The sequence below is a fragment of the Kribbella sp. NBC_00359 genome (assembly GCF_036097425.1).
GTDB lineage: Bacteria > Actinomycetota > Actinomycetes > Propionibacteriales > Kribbellaceae > Kribbella.
Map to the genome: position 1 here is coordinate 4,595,006 of NZ_CP107975.1, position 22,171 is coordinate 4,617,176.

Annotated in this window: 29 protein-coding genes; 16 read left to right on the forward strand and 13 right to left on the reverse strand. The window is 68.9% G+C overall.

The window, feature by feature from the left end; all coding sequences use genetic code 11:
• The first annotated feature begins 84 nt into the window (after nt 1–84).
• Nucleotides 85–345, forward strand: coding sequence for a DUF4267 domain-containing protein (locus tag OG876_RS22625; protein ID WP_328518597.1), 261 nt, complete (start codon nt 85–87; stop codon nt 343–345).
• Here OG876_RS22625 and OG876_RS22630 read toward each other — a convergent pair.
• Both OG876_RS22630 and OG876_RS22635 read right to left on the reverse strand, forming a co-directional pair.
• The gene (locus OG876_RS22630) at nt 321–1,091 is read right to left on the reverse strand and encodes a GNAT family N-acetyltransferase (RefSeq protein ID WP_328518598.1); all 771 of its coding nucleotides are present in this window, start codon (nt 1,089–1,091) and stop codon (nt 321–323) included. The two genes, OG876_RS22625 and OG876_RS22630, sit on opposite strands and share 25 nt — an antisense overlap.
• Before the next feature lie 17 nt (nt 1,092–1,108).
• Nucleotides 1,109–1,513, reverse strand: coding sequence for an NUDIX hydrolase (locus tag OG876_RS22635; protein ID WP_328518599.1), 405 nt, complete (start codon nt 1,511–1,513; stop codon nt 1,109–1,111).
• Nucleotides 1,514–1,616: 103 nt separating this feature from the next.
• On the opposite strand from OG876_RS22635, the gene OG876_RS22640 reads away from it, so the two are divergent.
• From OG876_RS22640 to OG876_RS22670, 7 genes are all read left to right on the forward strand, one after another.
• Nucleotides 1,617–2,501 (forward strand): PHP domain-containing protein, encoded by an 885-nt coding sequence (locus OG876_RS22640; RefSeq protein WP_328518600.1) that lies wholly within the window; start codon nt 1,617–1,619, stop codon nt 2,499–2,501.
• Nucleotides 2,498–3,115, forward strand: coding sequence for a MarC family protein (locus tag OG876_RS22645; RefSeq protein WP_328518601.1), 618 nt, complete (start codon nt 2,498–2,500; stop codon nt 3,113–3,115). Before OG876_RS22640 ends, OG876_RS22645 begins: the two co-directional genes overlap by 4 nt.
• A 22-nt stretch (nt 3,116–3,137) precedes the next feature.
• A complete protein-coding gene (locus OG876_RS22650) occupies nt 3,138–4,007 on the forward strand; it encodes a RecB family exonuclease (RefSeq protein ID WP_328518602.1) in 870 nt (289 codons plus the stop codon).
• A gap of 76 nt (nt 4,008–4,083) precedes the next feature.
• The gene (locus tag OG876_RS22655) at nt 4,084–4,923 is read left to right on the forward strand and encodes an alpha/beta fold hydrolase (protein ID WP_328518603.1); all 840 of its coding nucleotides are present in this window, start codon (nt 4,084–4,086) and stop codon (nt 4,921–4,923) included.
• A gap of 236 nt (nt 4,924–5,159) precedes the next feature.
• On the forward strand, nt 5,160–5,957 hold the full coding sequence (locus tag OG876_RS22660; protein WP_328518604.1) for an ABC transporter permease: 798 nt from the start codon (nt 5,160–5,162) through the stop codon (nt 5,955–5,957).
• Entirely contained in the window at nt 5,950–6,765 is an 816-nt protein-coding gene (locus OG876_RS22665; protein ID WP_328518605.1) for an ABC transporter permease, read from the forward strand. Before OG876_RS22660 ends, OG876_RS22665 begins: the two co-directional genes overlap by 8 nt.
• 3 nt (nt 6,766–6,768) lie before the next feature.
• The gene (locus OG876_RS22670) at nt 6,769–7,719 is read left to right on the forward strand and encodes an ABC transporter ATP-binding protein (protein ID WP_328518606.1); all 951 of its coding nucleotides are present in this window, start codon (nt 6,769–6,771) and stop codon (nt 7,717–7,719) included.
• Between the two features lie 11 nt (nt 7,720–7,730).
• Here OG876_RS22670 and OG876_RS22675 read toward each other — a convergent pair whose 3' ends face one another.
• From OG876_RS22675 to OG876_RS22685, 3 genes are read right to left on the reverse strand one after another with little or no spacing between them, the layout of a single operon-like run.
• Nucleotides 7,731–8,042, reverse strand: coding sequence for a hypothetical protein (locus OG876_RS22675; protein WP_328518607.1), 312 nt, complete (start codon nt 8,040–8,042; stop codon nt 7,731–7,733).
• Nucleotides 8,043–8,048: 6 nt separating this feature from the next.
• Nucleotides 8,049–8,363 (reverse strand): hypothetical protein, encoded by a 315-nt coding sequence (locus tag OG876_RS22680; protein ID WP_328518608.1) that lies wholly within the window; start codon nt 8,361–8,363, stop codon nt 8,049–8,051.
• Nucleotides 8,360–9,190 (reverse strand): hypothetical protein, encoded by an 831-nt coding sequence (locus OG876_RS22685; protein ID WP_328518609.1) that lies wholly within the window; start codon nt 9,188–9,190, stop codon nt 8,360–8,362. Before OG876_RS22685 ends, OG876_RS22680 begins: the two co-directional genes overlap by 4 nt.
• Before the next feature lie 196 nt (nt 9,191–9,386).
• On the opposite strand from OG876_RS22685, the gene OG876_RS22690 reads away from it, so the two are divergent.
• Nucleotides 9,387–9,896: an RNA polymerase sigma factor gene (locus tag OG876_RS22690; protein ID WP_328518610.1), complete on the forward strand. Its 510-nt coding sequence runs from the start codon at nt 9,387–9,389 to the stop codon at nt 9,894–9,896.
• Nucleotides 9,893–10,936, forward strand: coding sequence for a hypothetical protein (locus tag OG876_RS22695; RefSeq protein WP_328518611.1), 1,044 nt, complete (start codon nt 9,893–9,895; stop codon nt 10,934–10,936). The genes OG876_RS22690 and OG876_RS22695 overlap by 4 nt, the downstream gene beginning before the upstream one ends.
• A 59-nt stretch (nt 10,937–10,995) precedes the next feature.
• Here the strand turns inward: OG876_RS22695 and OG876_RS22700 are convergent, their stop codons facing one another.
• Nucleotides 10,996–11,859: an alpha/beta fold hydrolase gene (locus OG876_RS22700; RefSeq protein ID WP_328518612.1), complete on the reverse strand. Its 864-nt coding sequence runs from the start codon at nt 11,857–11,859 to the stop codon at nt 10,996–10,998.
• Between the two features lie 84 nt (nt 11,860–11,943).
• Between OG876_RS22700 and OG876_RS22705 the strand changes: the two genes are divergently transcribed.
• Nucleotides 11,944–12,693 carry a ParA family protein gene (locus OG876_RS22705; protein WP_442914017.1) on the forward strand — a complete coding sequence of 250 codons (750 nt, stop codon included), beginning with the start codon at nt 11,944–11,946 and terminating at the stop codon, nt 12,691–12,693.
• A 1-nt stretch (nt 12,694) separates the two neighbouring features.
• Here OG876_RS22705 and OG876_RS22710 read toward each other — a convergent pair whose 3' ends face one another.
• Both OG876_RS22710 and OG876_RS22715 read right to left on the reverse strand, forming a co-directional pair.
• Entirely contained in the window at nt 12,695–13,603 is a 909-nt protein-coding gene (locus OG876_RS22710; protein WP_328518614.1) for a DUF4349 domain-containing protein, read from the reverse strand.
• Between the two features lie 93 nt (nt 13,604–13,696).
• Nucleotides 13,697–15,355 carry a DEAD/DEAH box helicase gene (locus OG876_RS22715; protein ID WP_328518615.1) on the reverse strand — a complete coding sequence of 553 codons (1,659 nt, stop codon included), beginning with the start codon at nt 15,353–15,355 and terminating at the stop codon, nt 13,697–13,699.
• A gap of 253 nt (nt 15,356–15,608) precedes the next feature.
• Here OG876_RS22715 and OG876_RS22720 point away from each other — a divergent pair, with 253 nt between their 5' ends.
• Nucleotides 15,609–16,289, forward strand: a complete 681-nt coding sequence (locus OG876_RS22720; RefSeq protein ID WP_328518616.1) for a ferritin-like fold-containing protein — start codon at nt 15,609–15,611, stop codon at nt 16,287–16,289.
• 78 nt (nt 16,290–16,367) lie between these two features.
• On the opposite strand, the gene OG876_RS22725 is transcribed toward OG876_RS22720, so the two are convergent.
• From OG876_RS22725 to ligD, 5 genes are all read right to left on the reverse strand, one after another.
• Nucleotides 16,368–16,637 (reverse strand): GlsB/YeaQ/YmgE family stress response membrane protein, encoded by a 270-nt coding sequence (locus OG876_RS22725; RefSeq protein ID WP_328518617.1) that lies wholly within the window; start codon nt 16,635–16,637, stop codon nt 16,368–16,370.
• Between the two features lie 143 nt (nt 16,638–16,780).
• Complete coding sequence (locus tag OG876_RS22730) at nt 16,781–17,008, reverse strand: DUF3107 domain-containing protein (protein ID WP_328518618.1); 228 nt, start codon at nt 17,006–17,008, stop codon at nt 16,781–16,783.
• Nucleotides 17,009–17,111: 103 nt separating this feature from the next.
• Nucleotides 17,112–17,741 carry a TetR/AcrR family transcriptional regulator gene (locus tag OG876_RS22735; RefSeq protein ID WP_328518619.1) on the reverse strand — a complete coding sequence of 210 codons (630 nt, stop codon included), beginning with the start codon at nt 17,739–17,741 and terminating at the stop codon, nt 17,112–17,114.
• Between the two features lie 126 nt (nt 17,742–17,867).
• Complete coding sequence (locus OG876_RS22740; RefSeq protein WP_328518620.1) at nt 17,868–18,074, reverse strand: hypothetical protein; 207 nt, start codon at nt 18,072–18,074, stop codon at nt 17,868–17,870.
• 39 nt (nt 18,075–18,113) lie between these two features.
• Complete coding sequence (gene ligD / locus OG876_RS22745) at nt 18,114–19,040, reverse strand: non-homologous end-joining DNA ligase (protein ID WP_328518621.1); 927 nt, start codon at nt 19,038–19,040, stop codon at nt 18,114–18,116.
• A 42-nt stretch (nt 19,041–19,082) separates the two neighbouring features.
• On the opposite strand from ligD, the gene OG876_RS22750 reads away from it, so the two are divergent.
• The 4 genes from OG876_RS22750 (at nt 19,083) to OG876_RS22765 (ending at nt 22,066) form a co-directional block, all read left to right on the forward strand.
• Nucleotides 19,083–19,997: an alpha/beta fold hydrolase gene (locus OG876_RS22750; protein WP_328518622.1), complete on the forward strand. Its 915-nt coding sequence runs from the start codon at nt 19,083–19,085 to the stop codon at nt 19,995–19,997.
• Between the two features lie 114 nt (nt 19,998–20,111).
• The gene (locus tag OG876_RS22755; RefSeq protein ID WP_328518623.1) at nt 20,112–20,435 is read left to right on the forward strand and encodes a hypothetical protein; all 324 of its coding nucleotides are present in this window, start codon (nt 20,112–20,114) and stop codon (nt 20,433–20,435) included.
• 36 nt (nt 20,436–20,471) lie between these two features.
• Nucleotides 20,472–21,017 carry a hypothetical protein gene (locus tag OG876_RS22760; protein WP_328518624.1) on the forward strand — a complete coding sequence of 182 codons (546 nt, stop codon included), beginning with the start codon at nt 20,472–20,474 and terminating at the stop codon, nt 21,015–21,017.
• On the forward strand, nt 21,014–22,066 hold the full coding sequence (locus tag OG876_RS22765) for a hypothetical protein (RefSeq protein WP_328518625.1): 1,053 nt from the start codon (nt 21,014–21,016) through the stop codon (nt 22,064–22,066). Before OG876_RS22760 ends, OG876_RS22765 begins: the two co-directional genes overlap by 4 nt.
• The last annotated feature ends 105 nt before the right edge of the window (nt 22,067–22,171 follow it).

Genomic DNA, 22,171 nt, shown 5'->3' on the forward strand with positions numbered 1-22,171 from the left:
ATGTTAGCACCGCTAGACAAGCTAGCAACGGCAGTGTTAGCGTCGCTAGGAAAATTAGCATTGCTAGATCACAGGAGACTCGCGATGCGCCGCTTCACCGTCCTCGGACTCAACCTGCTGGCTGTGTTCGCGCTCGGCCAGCGGCGCGCGACCGGCGCCCTGATGGCGATCGCCGCGATGATCCCGATCGCCGACATGATCATCGTGCTCACCCACGGCGGCACCGTCGCGACCGCGCTCGGCATCCACGGCCTGACCGCCGTGATCGTCCTCTTCGACGCCTGGCTGCTCCTCCGCGAGCGCAGTACGGCGGACATCGCTCAGCCGGTGGGGGTCCACTCGTAGAGCTCGATCGTGCAGTACTCGCGGAACCCGAGCCCGGCGTACACCGACCGACCGGCGGGCGACGACCCCAGTACGCCGTACTCCGCGACCGCCCCGGCCGCGCGGAGTGCGGCGTACGTGATCGCGGCCCCGATCCCGCGCCGCCGGGCCTCGGGGACCGTCATCACGAAGTAGACCCCGGCCACGCCGGCAGACAGAAACACCGTCGTCGTCGCGACCGGCGTACCGTCGAGCAGGCCCAGGTAGTGCCGCCACGGATCGCGGTACCCGAGCTTCCGGTAGACCGACGCGACCCACCGCGCTTCCTTCTCGCCCTCGCCAAACCCCTGCCCGAGCGTCGCCTCCCAGACCGCCAGGGCGTCATCGTGGTCGACGCGGGTGATCTCCAGCCCGGGTATGGCGCGTGGCGCGACCAGCTCGGAGATGCGGACGGCCATCCCCGGCTCGCCCCCACCGTCGACGAACCCGGCTGCGATCAGTCGCTTCTCCCCAAGGCTGTCCCGCATCGACGGACCGACGTGCCAGCTCCCCGGGACGTTGTGTTTCTTCAACAGCGCAAGGGATTCCGCCACGGCATCATCGCCGGCCGCGGCGACCACCGCGTTGTGATAGTCGATCGGCGAACCACCGATCGTCCAGCGCGCCCCGGCGTCGTCCCGCTGCTCGCCACCACCCGCCGCGCCCATCGCCATCAGCAACTCGGCGGCGTTGTCCTCGATCGCACGAACCAGTTCAGCGTCTTCCATCGCCTCAGTGTGGCCGATCAGCCGGGCAGGGCGTTCCACTGTTCCAGCGTCGACACCAGCAGCGTGGTGGTGGCCAGCGACAGGAACTCCGAATGCGTGACGAACTTCGCGTCGGTCGCATCGTCACCCGGAGTAAGGGTGCCGCCGACCGCGGTCGCCTCGTAGTCGCGGATCACGTAGAGCTTGCCCTCCGGAGCCTCACGTTCGACCTCGCCGACCAGCTCCCCGACCTCGACGACGAGCCCGGTCTCCTCCGCGACTTCCCGGGCCACGGCCGCCGGATCGTCCTCACCGGGCTCGACCCGCCCGCCCGGGATCGACCACAGTCCCCGCCCGGGCTCGTTCGCCCTGCGGACCACGAGCAGCCGGTGCTGCTCGTCGTACACGAGAGCTCCGACACAGTCGACACGGCGCGCATCCATGCCACCGCACAATAGGCACCCTGGGGACAACTGCAAGGTGTGAGGGGTGAACGCAGATAGCATCTGCGGTGACAGAAGGCCTTCGAAGGGATCCGGACCGCTCGTGCGCATCGATCTGCACACTCACTCGAACCGCTCGGACGGCACCGACCCGGTGGCCGTCCTCCTGGCGCACGCGCAGGAGAGCGGTCTCGATGTGATCGCGCTCACGGATCACGACACCGCCGACGGGTGGACCGAGGGCCGGATCGCGGCGGAGGAGCTCGGGATCGGGTTCGTCCCCGGTATCGAGATCTCCTGCAAGCTCAACGGCATCAGCGTCCACCTGCTCGGCTACCTGCTCGACCCCTCCTACCCGGCGCTCGCCGAGGAGCTCCGGATCGTCCGCGACGGCCGCACCGACCGGATCCCGTCGATCGTCGCCCGGCTGAACAGCGTCGGCGTCCCGCTCACCGTCGACGAGGTGCTCGCCCAGGCGACCGGTACGCCGTCGGTCGGGCGGCCGCACGTGGCCGACGCGCTGGTCGCCAACGGCACCGTCGCGAACCGCAGCGAGGCTTTCGACCGATTCCTCGCGGACGGCCGCGCCGGGCATGTGCCGCACTACGCGATCGAGCCGGGCCGGGCGATCGACCTGGTCCGCGCGGCCGGCGGCGTACCGATCATCGCCCACCCATGGGGACGCTCCAGCTACAAGGTGATGAATCAGGACACCATCGCCCGCCTGGTGCAGGACCACGGCCTGGCCGGCATCGAGATCGACCACCAGGACCACTCCGGACCATCCCGTACGGCGCTGCACGCGATCGCCGACGACCTCGGCATCATCGCCACCGGCTCCAGCGACCACCACGGCGCCGGCAAGATCGACCACGACCTCGGCGTGAACACCACCGACCCGGAGCAGTTCGAGCGACTGCTCGAGGTCGCCAAGGAGAACGCGACCGCCGCCCCCGACGCACAGGTCCCCGAGGCCTACCTGCCGTGAACAGTGTCATCAACGTCGGGCTGTTCACCGAGGTCCTGGTGACGCTGTTCGTGATCATGGACCCGCCGGGCACCGTGCCGGTGTTCATCTCGCTCACCGCCGGTCAGACCCGCGCGGTGCGGAAGAAGGCCGCGTGGCAGGCGGTGCTGGTCGCGTTCGGCGTGATCGTCGTGTTCGCGGCGTTCGGTCAGCAGATCCTGAACCACCTCGGCATCACGCTGCCGGCGCTGCAGGCCGCGGGCGGCCTGCTGCTGCTGCTGATCGCGCTGCAGTTGCTGACCGACACCGCCGACGACCCAGTCCAGACCAAGGACGTGAACATCGCCTTCGTCCCGCTCGGTACGCCGCTGCTCGCCGGACCGGGCGCGATCGTCGCCACGATGGTGTTCGTCCAGCGCGCCAACGGGTCGCTGCCGGATGTGGTCGCGATCTCGGTCGGCATCATCGCGATCCACCTGGTGATGTGGCTGACGCTGCGGTTCTCCGGGGTGATCATGCGGATCCTGGGGGAGAATGGCGTACTCCTGGTCACCCGGATCGCCGGCCTGCTGCTGAGTGCGATCGCGGTCCAGCTGATCGCCAACGCGGTCAGAGACTTCATCAAGGCGGGCTGACGTGGACGACATGCTGCCAGGGATGCCGACGCGACTGTTCGTCGCGACGCCGACCAAGCTGCTCACGTTCGCGGACTGCAAGCGCAAGTACCGCTACACCTACCTGGAGACGCCGCGGCCGCCGAAGGGTCCGCCGTGGGCGCACAACACGGTCGGCGCGATCGTCCACGAGGTGCTCGCCGACTTCTTCGGTCGCTGGCCGGCTGCCCGCCGTACGCCGGACGAGGTCGTGGCCAAGATGCGGTCGAGCTGGCGCAGCGAGGGGTTCCGCGACGAGCAGCAGTCGCTGGACTGGCGGGACCGGTCGACCGACATGGTGCTGGGCTACCTGCGCGATTCCGATCCGTACTACGAACCCCGCGGAGTGGAGCGTACGGTCGCCTTCACCACCGAGCGGGCCTCGTTGCGCGGCCGCGTGGACCGGATCGATGAACGCGCCGCCCGCGACGGGAGCGGCGGCACCGAGCTGGCGATCGTCGACTACAAGACCGGTCGCCGCCCGCTGACCTCGACGGATGCGCGGTCCTCGCTCGCGATGGCGCTGTACGTGCTGGGTGCACGCCGAGTGCTGCACAAGCCGTGCACCCGGGTCGAGTTGCACCACCTCCCGACCAACACCATCGCGGCGGCCGACCACGACGACGAGTCGCTCGCCCGCCACCAGTGCCGGGCCGAGTCGATGGCCGACGACGCCGCCGCGGCCGAGACCCGCTGGCGCGAGGGCCTGACTCCGGCCGAGGCCGACGAAGCCTTCCCACCCGAGCCCTCCGCACTGTGCGGCTGGTGCGATTTCGCCCGCATCTGCCCCCAAGGCCGCCGCGAATCCCCACCCCGCGACCCCTGGGCCGGCCTCGACGACACCGCCCCCATCCCGGTCGAGGATGCCGGCTGAGTCGTCGTACCAGCGCCATGTGCGCGGGGTGCCAGCGGCAGGCTGGAGGGTGGAGGCGACAGAGAGGGGTTGCCTGATGGGCGCGAAGACTGTGAACAAGCTGGCGGTGCCGGGGGCGACGCTGCACTACGAGGTGACCGGATCCGGTCCGATGCTGCTGCTGATCGCGGGCGGCGGGACCGACGCGGCGGTGTACGACGGGATCGTCGGGCAGCTCGCGGCCGAGTACACCGTGGTGGCTTACGACCCGCGCGGCAATTCCAGGAGCCGGTACGACGGTGAGCCCGCCGACGAGCGGATCGAGCAGTCGGCCGAGGACGCCCTGGCGCTGATCGACGAGGTGGCCGGTGGCGGATCGGCGTACGTGCTCGGCAGCAGTTCCGGCGCGATCACCGGGCTCGAGCTGATCACCCGCCACCCGGAGCGGGTGCGGATGCTGGTCGCGCACGAGCCGCCGTGCACGGAGGTGCTGCCGGACGCCGCGGACGCGCGGGCGTTCTTCCAGGACGTGTACGACACCTACAAGTCCGAGGGGCTCGCGGCCGCCGACGTACTGTTCATGGTCGGCACGGGGATGGACGACGACGCGATGCCGCCGATGGAGGACCTGCTGCCGGAGTACCGCGAGCTGGCCGAGCGGATGCAGGCCAATGCGGTCAACTTCTACGAGCACAAGCTGCTGCCGTTCACCCGGTACGAGCCCGACCTCGACGCGCTGAAGACGGTCGCGGACCGGATCGTCCCCGCCGCCGGCCTGGAGTCGATCGACCACCTGCCCGGCCGGCCGATCCAGCTGATCGCCGATCACCTCGGCTGGCCGGTGGTCACGTTCCCCGGCGGGCACGGCGGTTACGCCAGCCACCCGGGTCCGTTCGCCACGCACCTCACCGCTCTGCTGAAGGCCGATGCGCTCTGAGATCACCCGGTCACCGGTCCGGGCGCGGGTCTGAGGGGTCCCGCGCCCGGACCGGCAATTTCGGTTGACGCCCGCGCGTGGTGCGGCGTACCGTCCGTCTTCTGCCTTGACAAACTGGCATGGGTCACCCATGCCGTCACAGTGGTGTCCGAACCCCCGGGTCCTGTCGGATTCGGGGCAGTTCCGCGTGCCGCTGGGGATCCGGACACCGCTCTCGAAGAGGAGAGGAGGGTGCCGTGGGCGTTTACTGGGCGATCGGCGTACGGTCGTTCCGGCGCTTCTCGACGTACCGGATCGCCACCGCGTCCGGCGCGTTCACCAACACCGTGTTCGGGTTCATCCTGTGCGGTATCTACCTGACCTTGTGGCACGAGCGGCCCGGTCTCGGCGGGTACGACGTATCCGACGCGCTGACGTTCGTGTGGTTGCAGCAGGGGTTGCTGATGCCGATCGGGATCTTCGGCGCGACCACGACGGTCGAGCTGGGCGAGCGGGTCCGCAGCGGCGAGATCGCCGTCGACCTGTACCGGCCGACGCAGCTGTTGCTGTGGTGGCTATCCGTCGACTTCGGTCGCGCGATGTTCCAGTTGCTGGTCCGCGGCGGTGCGCCGCTGCTGGTCGGTGCGCTGGTGTTCGACCTCACGTTCCCTTCCGGTGTGACCGCGTGGCTCGCGGTCGCGGTCGGCCTGGTCTTCGGCATCCTGGTGAGCTTCGGTCTCCGGTACCTGGTCGCGTTGTCCGGCTTCTGGATCACCGACTCGCGCGGGATGGAGCACCTCGCGCTGGTGCTGTCACTGTTCTTCTCCGGGACGATCCTGCCGCTGGTCGTGTTCCCGGGCTGGATCGGCGAGTTCGCCCGGGCCACCCCGTGGGCGGCGACGCTGCAAGTGCCGATCGACATCTGGCTCGGCCGGAACCCGGGAGGTACCGGTGCGGCGCTGATGTTCCAGCTGGGCTGGATGCTCGTGCTGTTGCTGGCCGGGCAGCTCGCCACGTCGCTGGCGACCCGGAAGGTGGTGATCCAGGGTGGTTGAGCGGCTCCGCCGGGCGCCCGCGCAGTACTGGATGCTGATCGTGATGTGGATCCGGTCAGCGCTGGCCTATCCGGCGTCGTTCGTGCTGATGCTGGTCAGCTCGATGCTGATCACGGTGACGGACTTCGTCGCGATCGTGCTGATGTTCAGCCACATCACGACGTTCGGCGGCTTCACGCTGGGGGAGATGGCCTTGCTGTACGCAACGGCCTCGATGACGCTCGGGATCGCCGACCTGTTCACCGGCTCGATCGAGCGGGTCGGCGAACGGATCCGTACCGGCACGCTCGACGTCTACCTGATCCGTCCGGTGCCGGCCTTCCTGCAGACGGCCGCGGACGGGTTCGCGCTCCGCCGGCTCGGACGGCCACTGCAGGCCGGAGTGGTGCTGGGTTTCGCCTTCAGCCACATCGACGTCGACTGGACCGTTGCCAAGGGCATCATGCTGGTGGTGTCGATGATCACCGGGTCGATCATTTTCGGCGCGATCTTCGTCCTCGGCGCGGCGTTCCAGTTCGTCTCGGTCGACTCGGCCGAGCTGGCCAACTCGTTCACCTACGGCGGTCAGACGCTGACGCAGTACCCGCTGTCGGTCTTCGGGAAGGAGATCGTCCGGGCGGTCACGTTCGTCGTACCGCTTGCCTTCGTCAACTACTACCCGGTGCTGTACGTGCTGGGTAAGCCGGCCCCGCTGGGCCTGCCGTCCTGGATCGGCCTGTTGTCGCCGCTGGTTGCCGTCGCGATGGTCGCGCTGGCGTCACTGGCGTGGCGGGGCGGTCTCCGTCGTTACCGCAGTACAGGGAGCTGAGCAGTGGCAGTCATCGAGTTGTCGAACGTGTCCCGCGCGTTCACCGTGGCGACGCGGAACGGGTGGCGTCGTACCCGTCGAGAGGTACGCGCGGTGGACGGTCTGTCGTTCGCCGTCGAGCCGGGGGAGGTGATGGGGTACATCGGTCCGAACGGGGCCGGGAAGTCGACGACGATCAAGATGCTGACCGGGATCCTGGTCCCGTCGAGCGGCTCGATCCGCGTGGCCGGCGTCGATCCGTCCCGCCATCGGCTGAAGCTCGCCAAGCGCATCGGGGTCGTCTTCGGGCAACGCACGACGCTGTGGTGGGACCTGCCGCTGAAGGACTCGTTCGCCGTACTGCAGAAGATGTACGACGTCCCGATGGCCCGGCACCGGGAGAACCTCGCGACCTTCGTGGAACTGCTGGACCTGGGCGACCTGCTCGACGTGCCGGTCCGGCAACTGTCGCTGGGGCAGCGGATGCGCGGCGACATCGCGGCCGCGCTGCTGCACGACCCGGAGATCGTCTACCTCGACGAGCCGACGATCGGTCTCGACGTGATCAGCAAGGCCCGCCTCCGCGAGTTCCTGGCCGAGGTCAACGCCGAGCGCCGTACCACCGTCATCCTCACCACCCACGACCTAGACGACATCGAGGCCCTCTGCAGCCGCGTCATGGTCATCGACCACGGCCACCAGATCTACGACGGCACCCTGGCAGGCCTGCGAGCCAGCCAGTCCGCCCCACGCACCCTCGTCGTCGACCTGGCCACCTCCCTGCCACCCATCGAAATCCACGGCGCCACCGTCACCAAGGTCGACGGCCCCCGCCAGCACCTCACCTTCCCCACCACCACCAGCGCCGCCCCCCTCCTCTCCCAAATAGCCGCCAACTACCCCCTGGTCGACGTCTCCGTCACCGAACCCACCATCGAATCAGTAATAACCCAGCTCTACGCCCCCACCCACTAGCCCACCCGCGTCTACCGGTTGTAGCCGGCTGCGATGGACAGGACGTCCGCCGGATCCAAAGGCTTGGGGTCTGCCCTCCACCCAGCCAGGGCATCCGAGTGATCGTCGTCGTCGAGTGTGCCGACGCCGTCGTCGATCAGGCGCCGGGCCTCGGCCGGTCCGATCTCCTCGTACGTGAACCAGCGATCGATGTAGTAATCGTTGCGCAAGGCATTGTTGTCGTGGAACTTGCCGGTGTTGGCAACGTAGGAGTACATCGTCTCGTGCGCCAACGCCGCAACCCACACCAGCCGTCCGTCCTCTTTGACCACGTAGAGCTGCATCGGCGTTCAGGCGAGGTCGGCGACCATGGAGGCGAAGACGATCTCGGGGTCCATGGCCTCGGTGTCTTCACGCCAGCGCTGGGCCGAGTCCGGGAACTCTTCTGCGTCGACCGTTCCGACTCCGGCGCGGATCCTGTGTTGCGCCTCCGCGATGCCGACCTCGACGTACTCCAGTTCGTTCAAGAAGTAGTAGTCGTGCCGGGCCCCTTCGTTCCGATGGAACTTCCCGGTCTCCGCAACGTACGTCCAGACATCCTCATCCACCAACGCAGCCACCCACAGCTCTCGCTCCCCGTCCTTGACCAAGAACAACCGCGTCATCGTGCAACCCCGTTCTGTCGATTCTGAGTCGGCTGGTGAGTCAGCCGTGGTGCGGAGCCGGCCGCACCATTGCCGGTCTGAACTGCTTCGGAGCGGTGTGCCTGACGTTGCTTACCGTAGCTAATCGGGCGTACTGGCGCGCCGCCGAGCTCCCGCAGTTCGTCGATCCCGGCAGGCTGGGTCATCTGGTCGGACAACGCGATGCACTCCCGGCGCGCCGCATCACGTGCCGCTGGATCCTGACGACGGTCGCGTTCGATCTCGTACAGCGGAGTCGTGCGCTCCTTCACGTCGATGGACTCGCGCGAGTGCACCTGAAGCTCGACGCGTTCACCGTGGCTGTGCAGGAAGGTGTGCAATCCCTTGTAGCGGCTGCCATCGACGTACGAATGGTGGGCAGACTCCATCTGCCAGTCCCGATCCTTCAGCCGATCGATGGTCCGGACCGCGGCCTCGGTGAGCTCGTCGGGATGTTTCACCGCGGCGGTGTAGCGCAGGACGTCCTCCGGGACCTGCTGAGTGCGGCGGTAATAGTCCTCGAGCGTGGCCAGCTTGCGGGCGAGGGAGTGCGGTGACTTCACCCGGTTCGCGAGGTGATACGGCGCTGCCTCGTCGCCGATGGACGTGATCACCGCGTCCGTGATCCGTTCCTCGACGGCGGCGGCTTTGGTCAGCAACTGAAGGCTCTCAGTGGCCTTGCGTACGCCGTACTCGGCGGCGAGCTCCGCCTTGGACGGGATCGGATCACCCCAGTCGAGCAGGCGCCGCGCGGAGAGCCGGGCGTGCAGATCCGCTGGTTCGGGCAGGTCGTTCAGACCGGTTGGCATCTCTCTCCCCAGGTCGTTCGGTCTTTTGACCGTAGACATGTCGAGGGAGGCTGTGGGGCGGGAATGGGGATTTGTGGATAACTCGGGTGGGTTACGAATGGGGGTGGGGTGTGACTTGGGGGGTGGTGGGGTCGTTGAAATGCGGGTAGGGACCCAACCGGAACCGGGATTCGGGGGTAGACAGGGTATGCCGACGATGACGGATGAGCCTGCGATGGTGGCGGTGGGTCCGCCGGCGGACGGGGCTGGGTTCGTCGAGTGGGTGCGGCCGCATCTCACCGCGATGGCCCGGTTGGCCGGGCGGCTCGCGGTGGGGGCGGACCGGGACGACATCGTGCAGGAGTCGCTCGCGCGGGCGTGGTCGAAGCGGGGGCAGTACGACGCCGCCCGCGGGACCGCGTCGGCCTGGTTGCTCGCGATCACCGCGGACCAGGCCCGGAAGGCGGCCCGGCGGCTGCGGCCGGCCGGCGAGTTCGACGAGCACGAGGGCCCGGTGTCGCGGCCGGATCTGGACGCCCGGATGGACGTCGACCACGCGCTCACCTCCTTGTCGGCACGACAGCGCCTTGCCGTGGACTGCTACTACTTCGCCGACCTGTCGATCGCCGACACGGCGGCGGTGATGGGCTGCTCCGAAGGCACCGTCAAGTCCACCCTGTCCGACGCGCGGGCCCGCCTGCGCGCCCTGCTGGAGGTCAGCGAATGAACCCGACCGATGAGGTCGACGACCTGCTGACGCGAGCCGGCGCGCGCTGGCGCGCGGACCAGCCGTCACCTCCCGAGCCCGACCTGGACCGCATCCTCGGTGGCGGCCGCCGCCCCCGCCGCTGGGTTCCCGCCCTCGCCGCCGCGTCCGTCGCGGTGATCGCCGCCGCCGCACTGACCGTCCTCCCGGACGGTGGCAAGCAGCCGGCGCCTCCCAACGGCACGTCCCAGTCGTTCGCTCAAGGCAACAAAGCGCCGTACGACGATCTCCTCGTGCGCGACGGCGACCAGGTGATCGCGACCGGCCGGGTGATCGTCACGCCGGGCCGGGAGCCCGTCTTCTGTGCGGCGCTGCCGATGACCGACATCGGTTTCACGAACGGCAAGGAGCCCGCACCGACCTGCGAGGCGCAGTACGCGGTGACGCTGAAGAACCTCGACCCGGCCAAGCTCGCCGATGCCAAGACGATCGAGGGTGTCCGGATCGGGTACGCCGTACTGACCGGCACCTGGACCGCGCGGACGATCGACGTCCGGGATCAGACGGTTCCGCCGACCACGGTGGTGTCGCAGCCCCCACCGGACCAGGTGCCGTGCCCGCCGCCCGCCGGCGGCTGGAAGACCACGCCGAACGACTTCGACAAGGTCGCGGTCAGCAGGTTCCTCGACACCCGCCAGGACCAGGCCACCGATCCGCGCGTGCAGTACCCGAACGGCCGCGGACCCGGCGCGCCCGAGGTCTACACCATCGGCGTCGCGCACGGTGATCTCGCCACCTTCCGCAGCGCCTTCGAGAAGGTGTACGGCGGCAACCTGTGCGTGCATCAGGTCAAGTTCAGCGAGGCCGAGCTCGTGCAGCTCGGGACGGCAGTCGGCAACCTGATCCCGAAGGGAGTCGGGGTGTACTTGTCCGGCGGCTCATCCGAGGAAGACAAGGTGCGCGTCTCGGCCCTCGTGTACGACGAGGCGCTGAAGACCGCCCTGACGCCGATCGGCCTGGACGACCTCCAGCTCGAGGTCGCCGTGAAACCGGTGCGCTGAGCGGTCTTACCCAGGGCAACCAGCGCGCTGAGCGGTCTTACCCAGGGCAACCAGCGCGCTCAGATAGTCCTGGCGTGGATGAAGTCGACGAGGAGACGGGCAGTGGCTGCGGGCTGGTCGATCGCGGGGGAGTGACCGGCGTCGGGCACGCTCTGCGGCTCCACGCCGAGGGCTTCGGCCATCGCGCGCTGCGTCGTGAGCGGCCAGCCGTCGTCGGAGGCGCCGTACAGGACCTGGGTGCGGACGCCGGCCTTGGCCAGGCGGTCGGTCTTGTCCTCGGCGTCGGTCAGGCGCCGGGTGATCTCCGCGAGGCTGACCGGGACGTTGCTGGTGAAGCGCTTCCGGAGGAACGCCGCGATGTCTTCCGGCGGAGCGACGTACCCAGGGTTCTTGGCGTCGTGCTGGAGCTTCAGGTCGTAGACCTGCTCGATCGGCAGGTTGTCCAGCCCGAACGCGAGCATCTGCAGACCCTGCAGCGTCTCCTCGTCCGTGAAGGCGGACGGCCCCGAGCACAGCAACGTGATCGTCGAGAACACCGACGGATCGGTCAGCACCGCCTCCCGCGCGACCAGCCCGCCGAACGAGTGCCCGACCAGCTGGCTGTAGCCGCCGAGCGCCTTGCTCATCGCCACCACGTCGGCACCGAGCTCCGCCAGTGTGTACGCCGAGGGGTCGGCCGGCCCGGCGGTTTCGTACTGACCGCGCTGGTCCACCGCCACAGTGCGCCACCCGTAGCGGCACAGGTGGTCCACCAGTGGAGTGAAGTCCTCCTTGCTGCCGGTCCACCCCGGCACGAGCAGCACCGTGCCGAGCGGCGTACCGATCTGCGGCACCGCCATCAGCGTGGCGAACGAGCCACGGTCGGTCTCGAGGGTCGCGGGGTGCACCCCGTCGGGCAGCGTCAACGTGCGCGGCGTACTCACAAGTAAAGAGAGTATCGACTCTGCCCGCCCGGCGTTGCGCACGGGGTACGAGGCGCGCGGGCCCCGGTGCGGCACAATGGCGGCGTGCCTCGCACCCTTGCGGTTGCCAATCAGAAAGGCGGCGTGGCCAAGACGACCACCGTCGCGACGCTCGGCGCTGCCCTGGCCGAGCTCGGTCAACGGGTGCTGCTGGTCGATCTCGACCCGCAGGCGTGCCTGACGTTCTCGGTCGGCGTCGACCCCGAGGACCTGGAGAAGTCGATCCATCACGTCATGCTCGGCGGTGTGACGGCGCAGGAGGTGCTGATCGAGTTCGAGGACGCGCCCGACCTGCTGCCGGCGACGATCGAGCTGGCCACCATGGAAGTGCGGCTGGCGCAGGAGGGTGGCCCGGAGCAGGTACTGCGGACCGCGTTGCGCCCGCTGCGAGCGTCGTACGACTGGATCATCGTGGACTGCCCGCCGACTTTGGGACTGCTGACCGTGAACGGGTTGTCGGCGGCGTCCGACGTGCTGATTCCCTTGCAGTGCGAGACGTTGGCACATCGTGGCGTAGGGCAACTACTTGACACGATTCACGACGTCCAGGTGCTGACCAACCCGGCGCTGCACGTGCTCGGGGTGCTGCCGACGCTGTACGACGGGCGCACGATCCATGCCCGCGCGGTGCTGGACACGATCGCGGACACGTACTCGCTGGACGTGCTGGAGCCGGCGATCCCGAAGTCGATCCGGTTCGCGGAGGCGCCGGCGATCGGGGAGACCATTCTCAGGACGGCGCCGACCTCGCCCGGTGCGAAGGCCTACCGGGCTCTGGCCGGCGCGCTGCTCTGAACTACTGCGCGCTGTCCGGAGCCGGCGGGAGAGCGGCAGGCTGCCGGCGGATCCGGTGCCGGAACCGCCACAGCGGTACGCCGATCAGCGCGAACAGCACGAGGAACGGGAGGACCGCCCCGAGCGCGGTCGCCAGCGCGGAGAAGGTGGCGGTGAACGCGGTCCAGCCACCCTTCAGACCGGCCAGGAAGCCGCGGTCCGAGTCCTCGGTCGGTGCCGGCGGCTGACCCTTCGCGGTCACGGTCAGCGTGAGGGTGGCGAGATCGGTCTGCAGGGCGAGGTTCTTCTGCTTCGCCAGCAGGGATTCGAGATCCGCCTCGCGCCGGGTGAGTTCGCTCTCGACCGAGACGATCTCGCCGACGGTGTTCGCCTTCGCCATCAGGGCGCGCATCCGATCGAGGCTGGCGCGCTGGGACTCGATCCGGCTGGCCACGTCGACCACTTGCTCGGTGACGTCGCTGGACTCCTGGTGGATCTGCAGCCGCTTGCCAAGGTCGGAGAGTCGCTGGATCGCGGCGTCGTACGACTTGACCGGCACCTTGAGCACGAGGTTGGCCTGGGTGATCTTGCCGTCGGCATCGCTGCCCGTGTCCTCGGACGCGACCTGCCCGTCGAGGCCGGCGATCGCCGTGATCGCCTTCTGCCGCGTGGCGGCGACGTCGTCCGATTCGACGGTGAGCGAACCGGTCTTGATGATCGCGCGCGTGATGCTCGGCTGGGTCTGGGCCGGTGGCTGCCCGGGAACCTGGGGTTCCGCGTTCGATGACTTGCCTTCGGCCGCCGTACCGGAGTCCTGCTTCTGGACCGGCGCTGCTTCGCTCGTGCCGGCGCTGTCGTTGCCACTGGCCCCACACCCCGCCAGCAGCGCCAACCCCAACGCCGCCGTCACCACACCGCTGATCCGCCTCATCACCCATGCCCCTCTCTGGTGGTTTCCGTCCTAGGACGGTCGCCGAGGGGCAGGGTGTTGCAGGCTCAGATCACCATTCGGAAACGGTGCGGGTCACTCCGGGGCGGTGAACAGCGGCATCGTCGGAGGCGTCCCCGACTCAGCCGGCTTCGACTCAGCGGTCTCCGAAGACTTCGGCTCGGCGGTCTTCCGGGTGCGCGCACGGGTCCGCTTGACCGGCGCCTCGGCAGGTGCCTCGACGGCCGCGTCCACAGTCGTGACCTCGGCCTGGACCTCAGGCTTGGTCTCCGCAGTCTTGCGGGTGCGCTTGCGCGGCTTCCGCTCCTGCTGTGGGGCCTCGGCGGCCTCGGTCGAGGACTCCTCGGTCGGCGGCACCTGGGTCTTGCTGGTGACGTCGGCCTCGGACTTCTCGTCGACCAGCTGGCCGGAGCGAGTGCGCTTGCGGGTCCGGCTGCGCTTGCGCGCGGTCCGCTCGCCGTCACCCTCGGTGCGTGCATCGCCACCGCGACGGCTCCGCGCCGGCCGCTCCTCACGGGCCTCGGCGATCTCGCGCGGTTCACGGGCCGGCTTGATCCGGCCCTTCGCGTCGCTCGGAATACCGAGGTCGTGGTACAGCTCCGGCGACGTCGAGTAGATCTCCTGCGGCTCGTCGTACGGCAGGTCGAGCGCCTTGTTGATCGTCTTCCACCGGGTCACGTCCGGCCAGTCGACAAAGGTGACGGCGATCCCGCTCGCACCGGCCCGTCCGGTCCGGCCGATCCGGTGGATGTAGGCCTTCTCGTCCTCGGGGCAGGTGTTGTTGATGACGTGCGTCACGCCCTCGACGTCGATGCCGCGGGCCGCGACGTCGGTGCAGATCAGTACGTCGATCTTGTCGCCGCGGAACCGGGTCAGCGCGCGCTCACGGGCCTGCTGGTTCAGGTCGCCGTGGATCGCGGCCGCCTTGAAGCCTCGGTCCTGCAGGTCGTCGGTCAGCCGGGAGGCCTCGCGCTTGGTCCGGCAGAAGATCATCACCCGGCCGCGGTCCTCGGCCTGCAGGATCCGCGCGACTACCTCGGGCTTGTCCAGATCGTGCGCCCGGTAGACGAACTGTGCCGTGGTCGGCACCATCTCGGTGTCCTCGTGCGACTCCGCGCGGATGTTCAGCGGGTGCCGCATGTGGGTGCGGGCCAGCGCGATCACCGCGGACGGCATCGTTGCCGAGAACAACATCGTCTGCCGCAGCTCGGGGGTCTTGCGCAGAATGCGTTCCACGTCGGGCAGGAAGCCGAGGTCGAGCATCTCGTCGGCCTCGTCCAGCACCAGCACCTTGATGTGGCCGAGGTCGAGGACGCCCCGGTTCGCCAGGTCCAGCAGGCGTCCCGGCGTACCGACGACGACGTCGACGCCCTTCTTCAGTGCGTCCAGCTGCGGCTCGTACGCGACGCCGCCGTAGATGGTCAGGACGCGCACCGTGCGGACGGTGGACGCGGTCTCCAGGTCCTTGGCGACCTGGATGGTCAGCTCGCGGGTCGGGGTGACGACCAGCGCCTGCGGCTTGCCGGGAGCGGCGAGCTCCTCGTAGTCGGCCTCGCCGGGGGAGATGGTGCGCTGCAGCAACGGGATGCCGAAGCCGAGCGTCTTGCCGGTGCCCGTGCGGGCCTGGCCGATCAGGTCGGTGCCCATCAGGGCGACGGGGAGTGTCATTTCCTGGATCGGAAACGGCTCCACGATGTTGACGCGGTCGAGCGCGTCGCAGATCTCGGGCAGCACGCCGAGCTCTCGGAAGGTGGTCAGGCTGATCGCCTCTCACATGCTTGTGCGGACAGGTTTGCTCAGTGGCCGGGCGCCTGGGGCTTCTCAGCCCCGATCGTGAGGCGCGGGGACACTGTGCAAGCACCTCGCACCAGCTTGCCCATCTGGGCGCGTCACCGGCGAATCGCCCACCAGTGTAGCCGCAACCGCCGTCAAGCCCGCCTCGTGTGGTTTGCGCCACTCGTGCTCCGGTCCAGATAGGGTGCCGGGCATGGAGCAGACGGCCTTTGATGATCCCGCCTACCGGGCCGCGGCGGTGGATCTGCTGGGAGTGCTCGCGTACGGCGAGCTGACGGCGTTCGAGCGAATGGCGGAGGACGCCAAACTGGCGCCGACGCTGAACGACAAGGCGGAGCTGGCGGCGCTGGCGACGACCGAGTTCGGCCACTTCCAGCAACTGCGGGACCGGCTGGTCGCGCTTGGCGTGGACCCGATGGCGGCGATGACGCCGTTCGTCACCCCGCTGGACGCGTTCCACGACCACACCGCGCCGTCGGACTGGCTGGAGGGCCTGGTCAAGGCGTACGTCGGGGACGGCCTGGCCAATGACTTCTACCGCGAGATCGCGTCGTTCGTGGACGCGGAGACCCGGGGTCTGGTGCTCGAGGTGTTCGCGGACTCCGGGCAGGCCTCGTTCGTGGTCGACCGGGTCCGGGCCGCGATCGAGGAGGACCCGAAGCTGGGTGGCCGGCTGGCGCTGTGGGGACGCCGCCTGGTCGGCGAGGCGCTCAGCCAGGCGCAGCGGATCGCCGCGGACCGGGACTCACTGGCCGCGCTGCTGGCCGGATCGGTCGACCGGCCCGGCCTCGACCTGGCCGCGATCGGCCGCATGTTCACCCGCCTCACCGAGGCCCACACCGCCCGGATGACCGCCCTCGGCCTGCAGGCCTGAGACACACAACGGCCGCCTGCCCGGAAGGGGCGGCGGCCGTCGGGATGCGCGGGGACCTCGCCCCGCGGGCGGGTGTGGTCAGGCGGTCTTGGCTTTGCGCGACGAGATGAACGCGATGACGATCGCGGCGCAGATGATCTGGATCAGGTACTGGGTCCAGTCGGGCCCGGGGGTGTCCTTGACGCCGAGGAAGTAGGCGATCAGACCACCGAGGAAGGCGCCGATGCCGCCGCCGAGGATGGTCCAGCCGAGACCGATGTCCTGCTTTCCGGGGAGCACCAGCCGGGCCAGCGGCCCGAAGATGATGCCCGCGATGAGACTGACGATGATCATCCAGACCCAGTACACGATTCCTCCTTTGAGGGATGGCTGACCTGCGCCTGGGCCGGCGCCCCGTAGCTACCAGACCACTGCAACGCAGGTCTCAACGCCATCGTGCCCCTTCCGTGGCACTCCGCAACCGGACACGCGCGAACGTATCCGGACCGCGATCAGATCGCGCCGAAGCCGACCTTGCGGATCGAGACCTCGCCGATCTCCACGTACGCGAGCCGGTCGGCCGGGATGATCACCCGGCGGCCCTTGTCGTCGGTCAGCTGCAACAGGTTCGCCTTGCCGCTGAGCGCCGCGGCGACCGCCTCCTGGACCTCTTCCGGGGTCTGCTCGCTCTCCAGCACCAATTCACGATTGGCGTGCTGCACGCCGATCTTGACCTCCACGAAACCCTCCGGGCACATTCCGACCGGCGGCTCTCGCCGGTGACGCTTCGAGCCTATCCGCTGCGAGCCGTCGGCCCTCACCCGTCCGCCGAGAGCAGAACCCTCAGCCGTCGGTGCGGGGGAAGCCGCGGATGCCGCGCCAGGCCAGCGAGGCGACCAGGTCGGCGGCCTGCTGCTGGGCCAGCGTCGGGTCGTCGGAGGCCAGCCAGTACCGGGCGCTGACCTGCGCCATGCCGACCAGGCTGACGGCCAGCACCATCGACTGCTCGCGGCTCAGGCCGGCGTCGGCGCTGATCACTTCGGAGACCGCCTCGGCGCAGGCGTGGGTGACGCGGTCCACCCGCTCGCGGACGGCCGTCTCGTTGGTCAGGTCCGACTCGAACACCAGCCGGAAGGCGCCCTGCGCGTTCGCCACGTAGTCGTAGAACGCGTGCATGGTGGCCGCGACCCGGAGCTTGTTGTCCTCGGTCGACTTCAGCGCGTCCCGGACGGACGCGATGATCGCGTCGCAGGAGGTGTCCAGCAGGGCCAGGTACAGCTCCAGCTTGCCGGGGAAGTGCTGGTAGAGCACCGGCTTGGAGACGCCGGCGCGATCGGCGATGTCGTCCATCGCGGCGGCGTGGTAGCCGTTCGCGACAAAAACCTCCTGGGCCGCCTCGAGCAGTTGCGCGCGGCGGGCCAGCCGCGGCAGGCGGCTGCCGCGCTTGGGCGCGGTCTCGGGTGTCGTCGACACGTCGGCTCCTTCGGTGGTGCGGCGCCGGCGGCTCGGGCTCGACTGCCGGGTCGTAGCCCGAATCCTACCCAGCGGTTGTCCCGGCCAGTAGCTTCCCCGCCGAACCGGGTTCCATCGTGGTACCGCTCAGCGGTAGTCGTCCTCGTCCGCGTCGCCCACGGCGCGGCGCTGCTCCGCCACATCGACCGGGTCGGCCTCCAGCAGTACGCCGGAGTCCTCGGGTCGGTCGTCCACCACCGTGGAGCTCTGGCGTTGCTCCAGTACGTCGGCCTCGGGAGCGTCATCCGGGACACTGCCGACGGCAGGACCCTCGTAATCGGGTTCACTGGTCATGCGACTGCCTCTCCTCTCGGTGTTCGACGGTTCTGACCCTTACGACGGTAGCGGCTTCGGGTCGTCGTAGAGCCCCTCCAGGACATCGCCGTACTCCTCGATCCGGGCGAGGACGTCGTGGGGGAGGAATCTGAGCTCCTCGGGCGTGGTCGCCGACGCCACCTCGTCCCAGTCGATCGGGGTGGACACCCGCGGCTCGTCGGACCCGCGGAGGGAGTACGGCGCCAGTGTGGTCTTGGCGCTGGCGTTCTGGCTCCAGTCGATGAAGACCTTGCCGGGACGCAGTGCCTTGGTCATGTTCGCGGTGACGTTCTCGGGCAGGGCCTCGGCCAGCTGCTCGGCCAGTTGCTTGGCGAACGCACTGGTCTTCCTGGACGACGCCGGCTCGATCGGCACGTACAGATGCATGCCTTTGTTGCCGGACGTCTTCGGCCAGCCCTCCAGCCCGTAGTGACTCAACAGCTCGCGCAGGGCCAGTGCGACATCGCAGCACTCCACGATGGTCGCCCCCGGCCCCGGGTCGAGGTCGAACACGATCAGGTCGGCCTCTGGCTTCTTGCCGTGGTCCGACAGGCCGATCCGCCACTGCGGCACGTGCAGTTCGAGTGCGGCCAGGTTGGCCAGCCAGACCACGGTCTGGATGTCGTCGGCGACCACGAAGTCCGCCTCGTCCCGGCCGGTGGAGCTACCGGGCGTGGGGAGTGTCACGGTCCGCACCCAGGCCGGCGTACCGCGCGGGGCGTTCTTCTCGAAGAAGTACGGCGCTTCTGTGCCGTCGGGCCACCGTTTGCGGGTCAGGGGGCGGTCGGACAGATGTGGCAGCAGCAGGTGCGCGACCTGGTGGTAGTAGTCGATCACCTCGGCCTTGGTGAAGCCGGTCTGTGGATACAGCACCTTGCCGAGGTTGGTGAGCTTCATCGTCTGCCCGTCGACCTCGGTCGTCAGCTGCTGCGGCGCGCTTGCCATGTGTCCCAGTGTCCAGCTTGAGAGCGTCTTAACATGGGTTTCGTGGAGAGTTACGGGGCAGTAACCGGCACTGGCGTGCCGTTGGGAGCGCAGGAATGGCCGGCACGGCGGGTGCCGGTCGCTGGGGTGGATCTGCTGGTCAGAGACGTGCCGGGCGCGGCGGCGGACCTACCGCCCGCACTGTTCGTGCACGGGCTCGGCGGGTCCTCGCTGAACTGGACCGCCCTCGGTCTGCTGCTCAACGACACGATCCGCGGTATGGCCCCCGATCTGCCCGGCTTCGGTCGTACGCCGCTCGCCGGAGCCGCGGGGATAACCGAGCAGGCCGCCGTAGTGATCGAGCTGCTGGACCGTGAGGTCGATCAGCCGGTGCACCTGTTCGGGAACTCGATGGGCGGCGCCGTCGCGGTGACGCTCGCAGCGCAGCGCCCGGACCTGATCGCCTCGCTGACTCTGATCTCTCCCGCCCTGCCGCACCCGCGCGTGTCTGCCAGCGCGGCGTGGTTCACCGCGCTCGCGACGCCCCGGCTGGGCCCCGTCGTACTGGAGCGGAGCCGGCGGTTACCGTTCGACCGGCGGTTCCGCGCGTCGCTGGCGATGGTGTTCGGCGATCCGCGGTCGCTGGCGCCAGAGGTGCTGGCGGTGTATGAGGAAGAGCTGCGGCGGCGCGACACCGACCCGTGGGTGACGCGCGCGACGTTGGACGGCGCCCGGAGCATCCTGAGGTCGTCGCTGGCTCCGCCGCGCCGGTCGTTGTGGGCGGATGCGGCGAAGGTGGAGTGCCCGGTGCTGCTGGTGTACGGCGGCAAGGACCGACTCGTCGACGCCCGGATCCGCACCAAGGCCCAACGCACCTTCCCGAACGCACGGCTGCTCTACCTGCCGCAGTCCGGTCACGTCGCGCAGATGGAACACCCCGAACTGGTCGAGCGCGCCGTCCGCCAGCTGATCTCCTGATCGAGTCGGTTCCGACGCCGGACTGAGACACGACCGAGCGGGGGATCCGGTCAACTTTCCTCTCGCCTGACAAGTCCGACGAACAACCTGTTCGTCGACAACGAGAGGACCACTGTGCGAGTGATCGCCCACGCCGTGAGGACGCTGTCGCTGGGGATGGTCGCACTGCTGAGTGCGGGGACGCTGACCGCTGTGGCCGCCCCGCCCATGCCACCATCCGTTGCTAAAGGCAACAACTGGAACGTCGAACCGGTAGCCGGTGGCTACTGGCTGACCCTGCGCCTCGACGCGCCGGCGCCGATGCGCGCGTCGCTGCCGCTGCTCGCGGTCGACGGGGTCCCGGTGGGTGTCGCCAAACAGTCGCCCGACCGGCGCACGCTCACCCTGATCAGTGCCGACCCAGCCGTCGTGAAGGACCGACCGACGCCGACTGGCTGAAAGCGCGACGTGGGCCGTTGCTGAGGGACGGCCCTGGTGCGCGGCAAGTACCAGGTCGAGACGTCGGAGTACAACCTCGGTGACGAGGCCGTCTACCTTCCGGGGCTCGGGCAACGCTCCGAGATCCGCGGCAAGGTCTACGCCCCGAAGGACGCGATCGGACCCTGGCCGTTGGTGATCTTCCTGCACGGGCTGCACGAGTTCTGCTACGGCGACGATCCCGGCGACGCCGACAAGCCCTGGCCGTGCCCGCACGGCACGAAGCCGGTCCCCAGCTTCCGGGGATACGACGGTCCTGCGACCGCGCTGGCGAGCCATGGCTACCAGGTGGTGTCGATCAGCGCCAACACCGTCAACGCGTACGACGACGGCGTCTACGACTCGGGTGCACAGGCGCGGGCAGAGTTGATCCTCGATCACCTGGCGCTCTGGAAGAAGTGGTCGACGATCGGCGGTAGGCCCTTTGGGCGTGCCTTTGTCGGCAAGGTCGACCTGCAGAACGACGGTCTGATGGGCCACTCGCGCGGTGGCGAGGGTGCTGCCCGCGCTGCCCCTGCGGTGCGAAGTACGCGGGGCGGTTGACGGCGACGGAGCAGCAGGGCGTCGGTACGGCGTACGTCGCGGGGTTCTTCCGGTTGCAACTGGGACACGAGACGCAGTTCCTGCCGCTGCTGGACGGGTCCGATGCACGGGCGGCGTCTGCGGGGCGGGCCGTCGTACGCGTGGTGTCGCAGGCGCCGGTGGCGTCGCGGCGGGATGTGAATCACCTTGACCAGCCACTGCCGGCCGGATCGGTCCGCGGGAAGGTGACCGCGACCGTTTGTGCGGGTGTGAGCCAACCGTCCGGTCGTCTAGCCCCTTGCATGGCGTCGGATGACTGGTCCAACGCGCCGCACTGGAGCACTGCCTGGTACGCCGCGAAGACGCCGACCACTGCGGTCACCAAGCTCACATGGAGCGGGACCGACGGGGTCGTGCGGCTCGACGTGCCCGCTGGGCTGGGCGACGTACGGCGTTTTGCCGCGCTGTCGTTCCGGGCTGCTCCGGACCCGGTTGGGTCGCCGAAGACCGATCTGAGCGTCCGAGTGGTCGACGGGCACAGGCGGGCGGCCGTCGTACCGGTGTCGACGGTGAGCGACGCGTTGGTGCGGATGCCTGGGAACGGTGAGAGCGGGCTGCCCAAGAACCTGCTGCGGACCGTGCGGATCCCGCTGACGTCGCTCAAGGGTGTCGACCTGAGTGATGTACGTGCGGTCGAGTTGCGGACGGACAAGGTGGCGCGTGGGTCGGCGTACGTGAGCGATCTGGCGTTCTCGTCGGCTGGTGTCGGGTTCTCGGCGCCGGCGGCGTTGCTGCCGAAGCTGTCCGCGTCGAGTGTGACGGTGAAGGAGGGCGACAAAGGGACTCATTCCATGGCCTTCTGGGTGACCATGTCGCGGCCGAGCCTCCGTCCGGTCAATGTGTACGTCGAGGCGAACGGTGAGCCCGGGAAGACCACCGGTGAACTGACCCTCGAGATCCTCGACGACAAGCTCGAGGAGCTGGCCGAGACGTTCTCGGCGGTCATCCAGGCGGTCGGCGGCGCTGAGGTGAAGCTGCCGGTCACAGTCACCATCACCGACAATGACTGAGACGGGGGTACCGGGATGTGGACTCCGCGACGGGTGGTTTGGGATGTGCGGGAACATGGGGGAGGGACAGATGGTTGAAAACCGGAGATCCCGTCCCACGTCTTC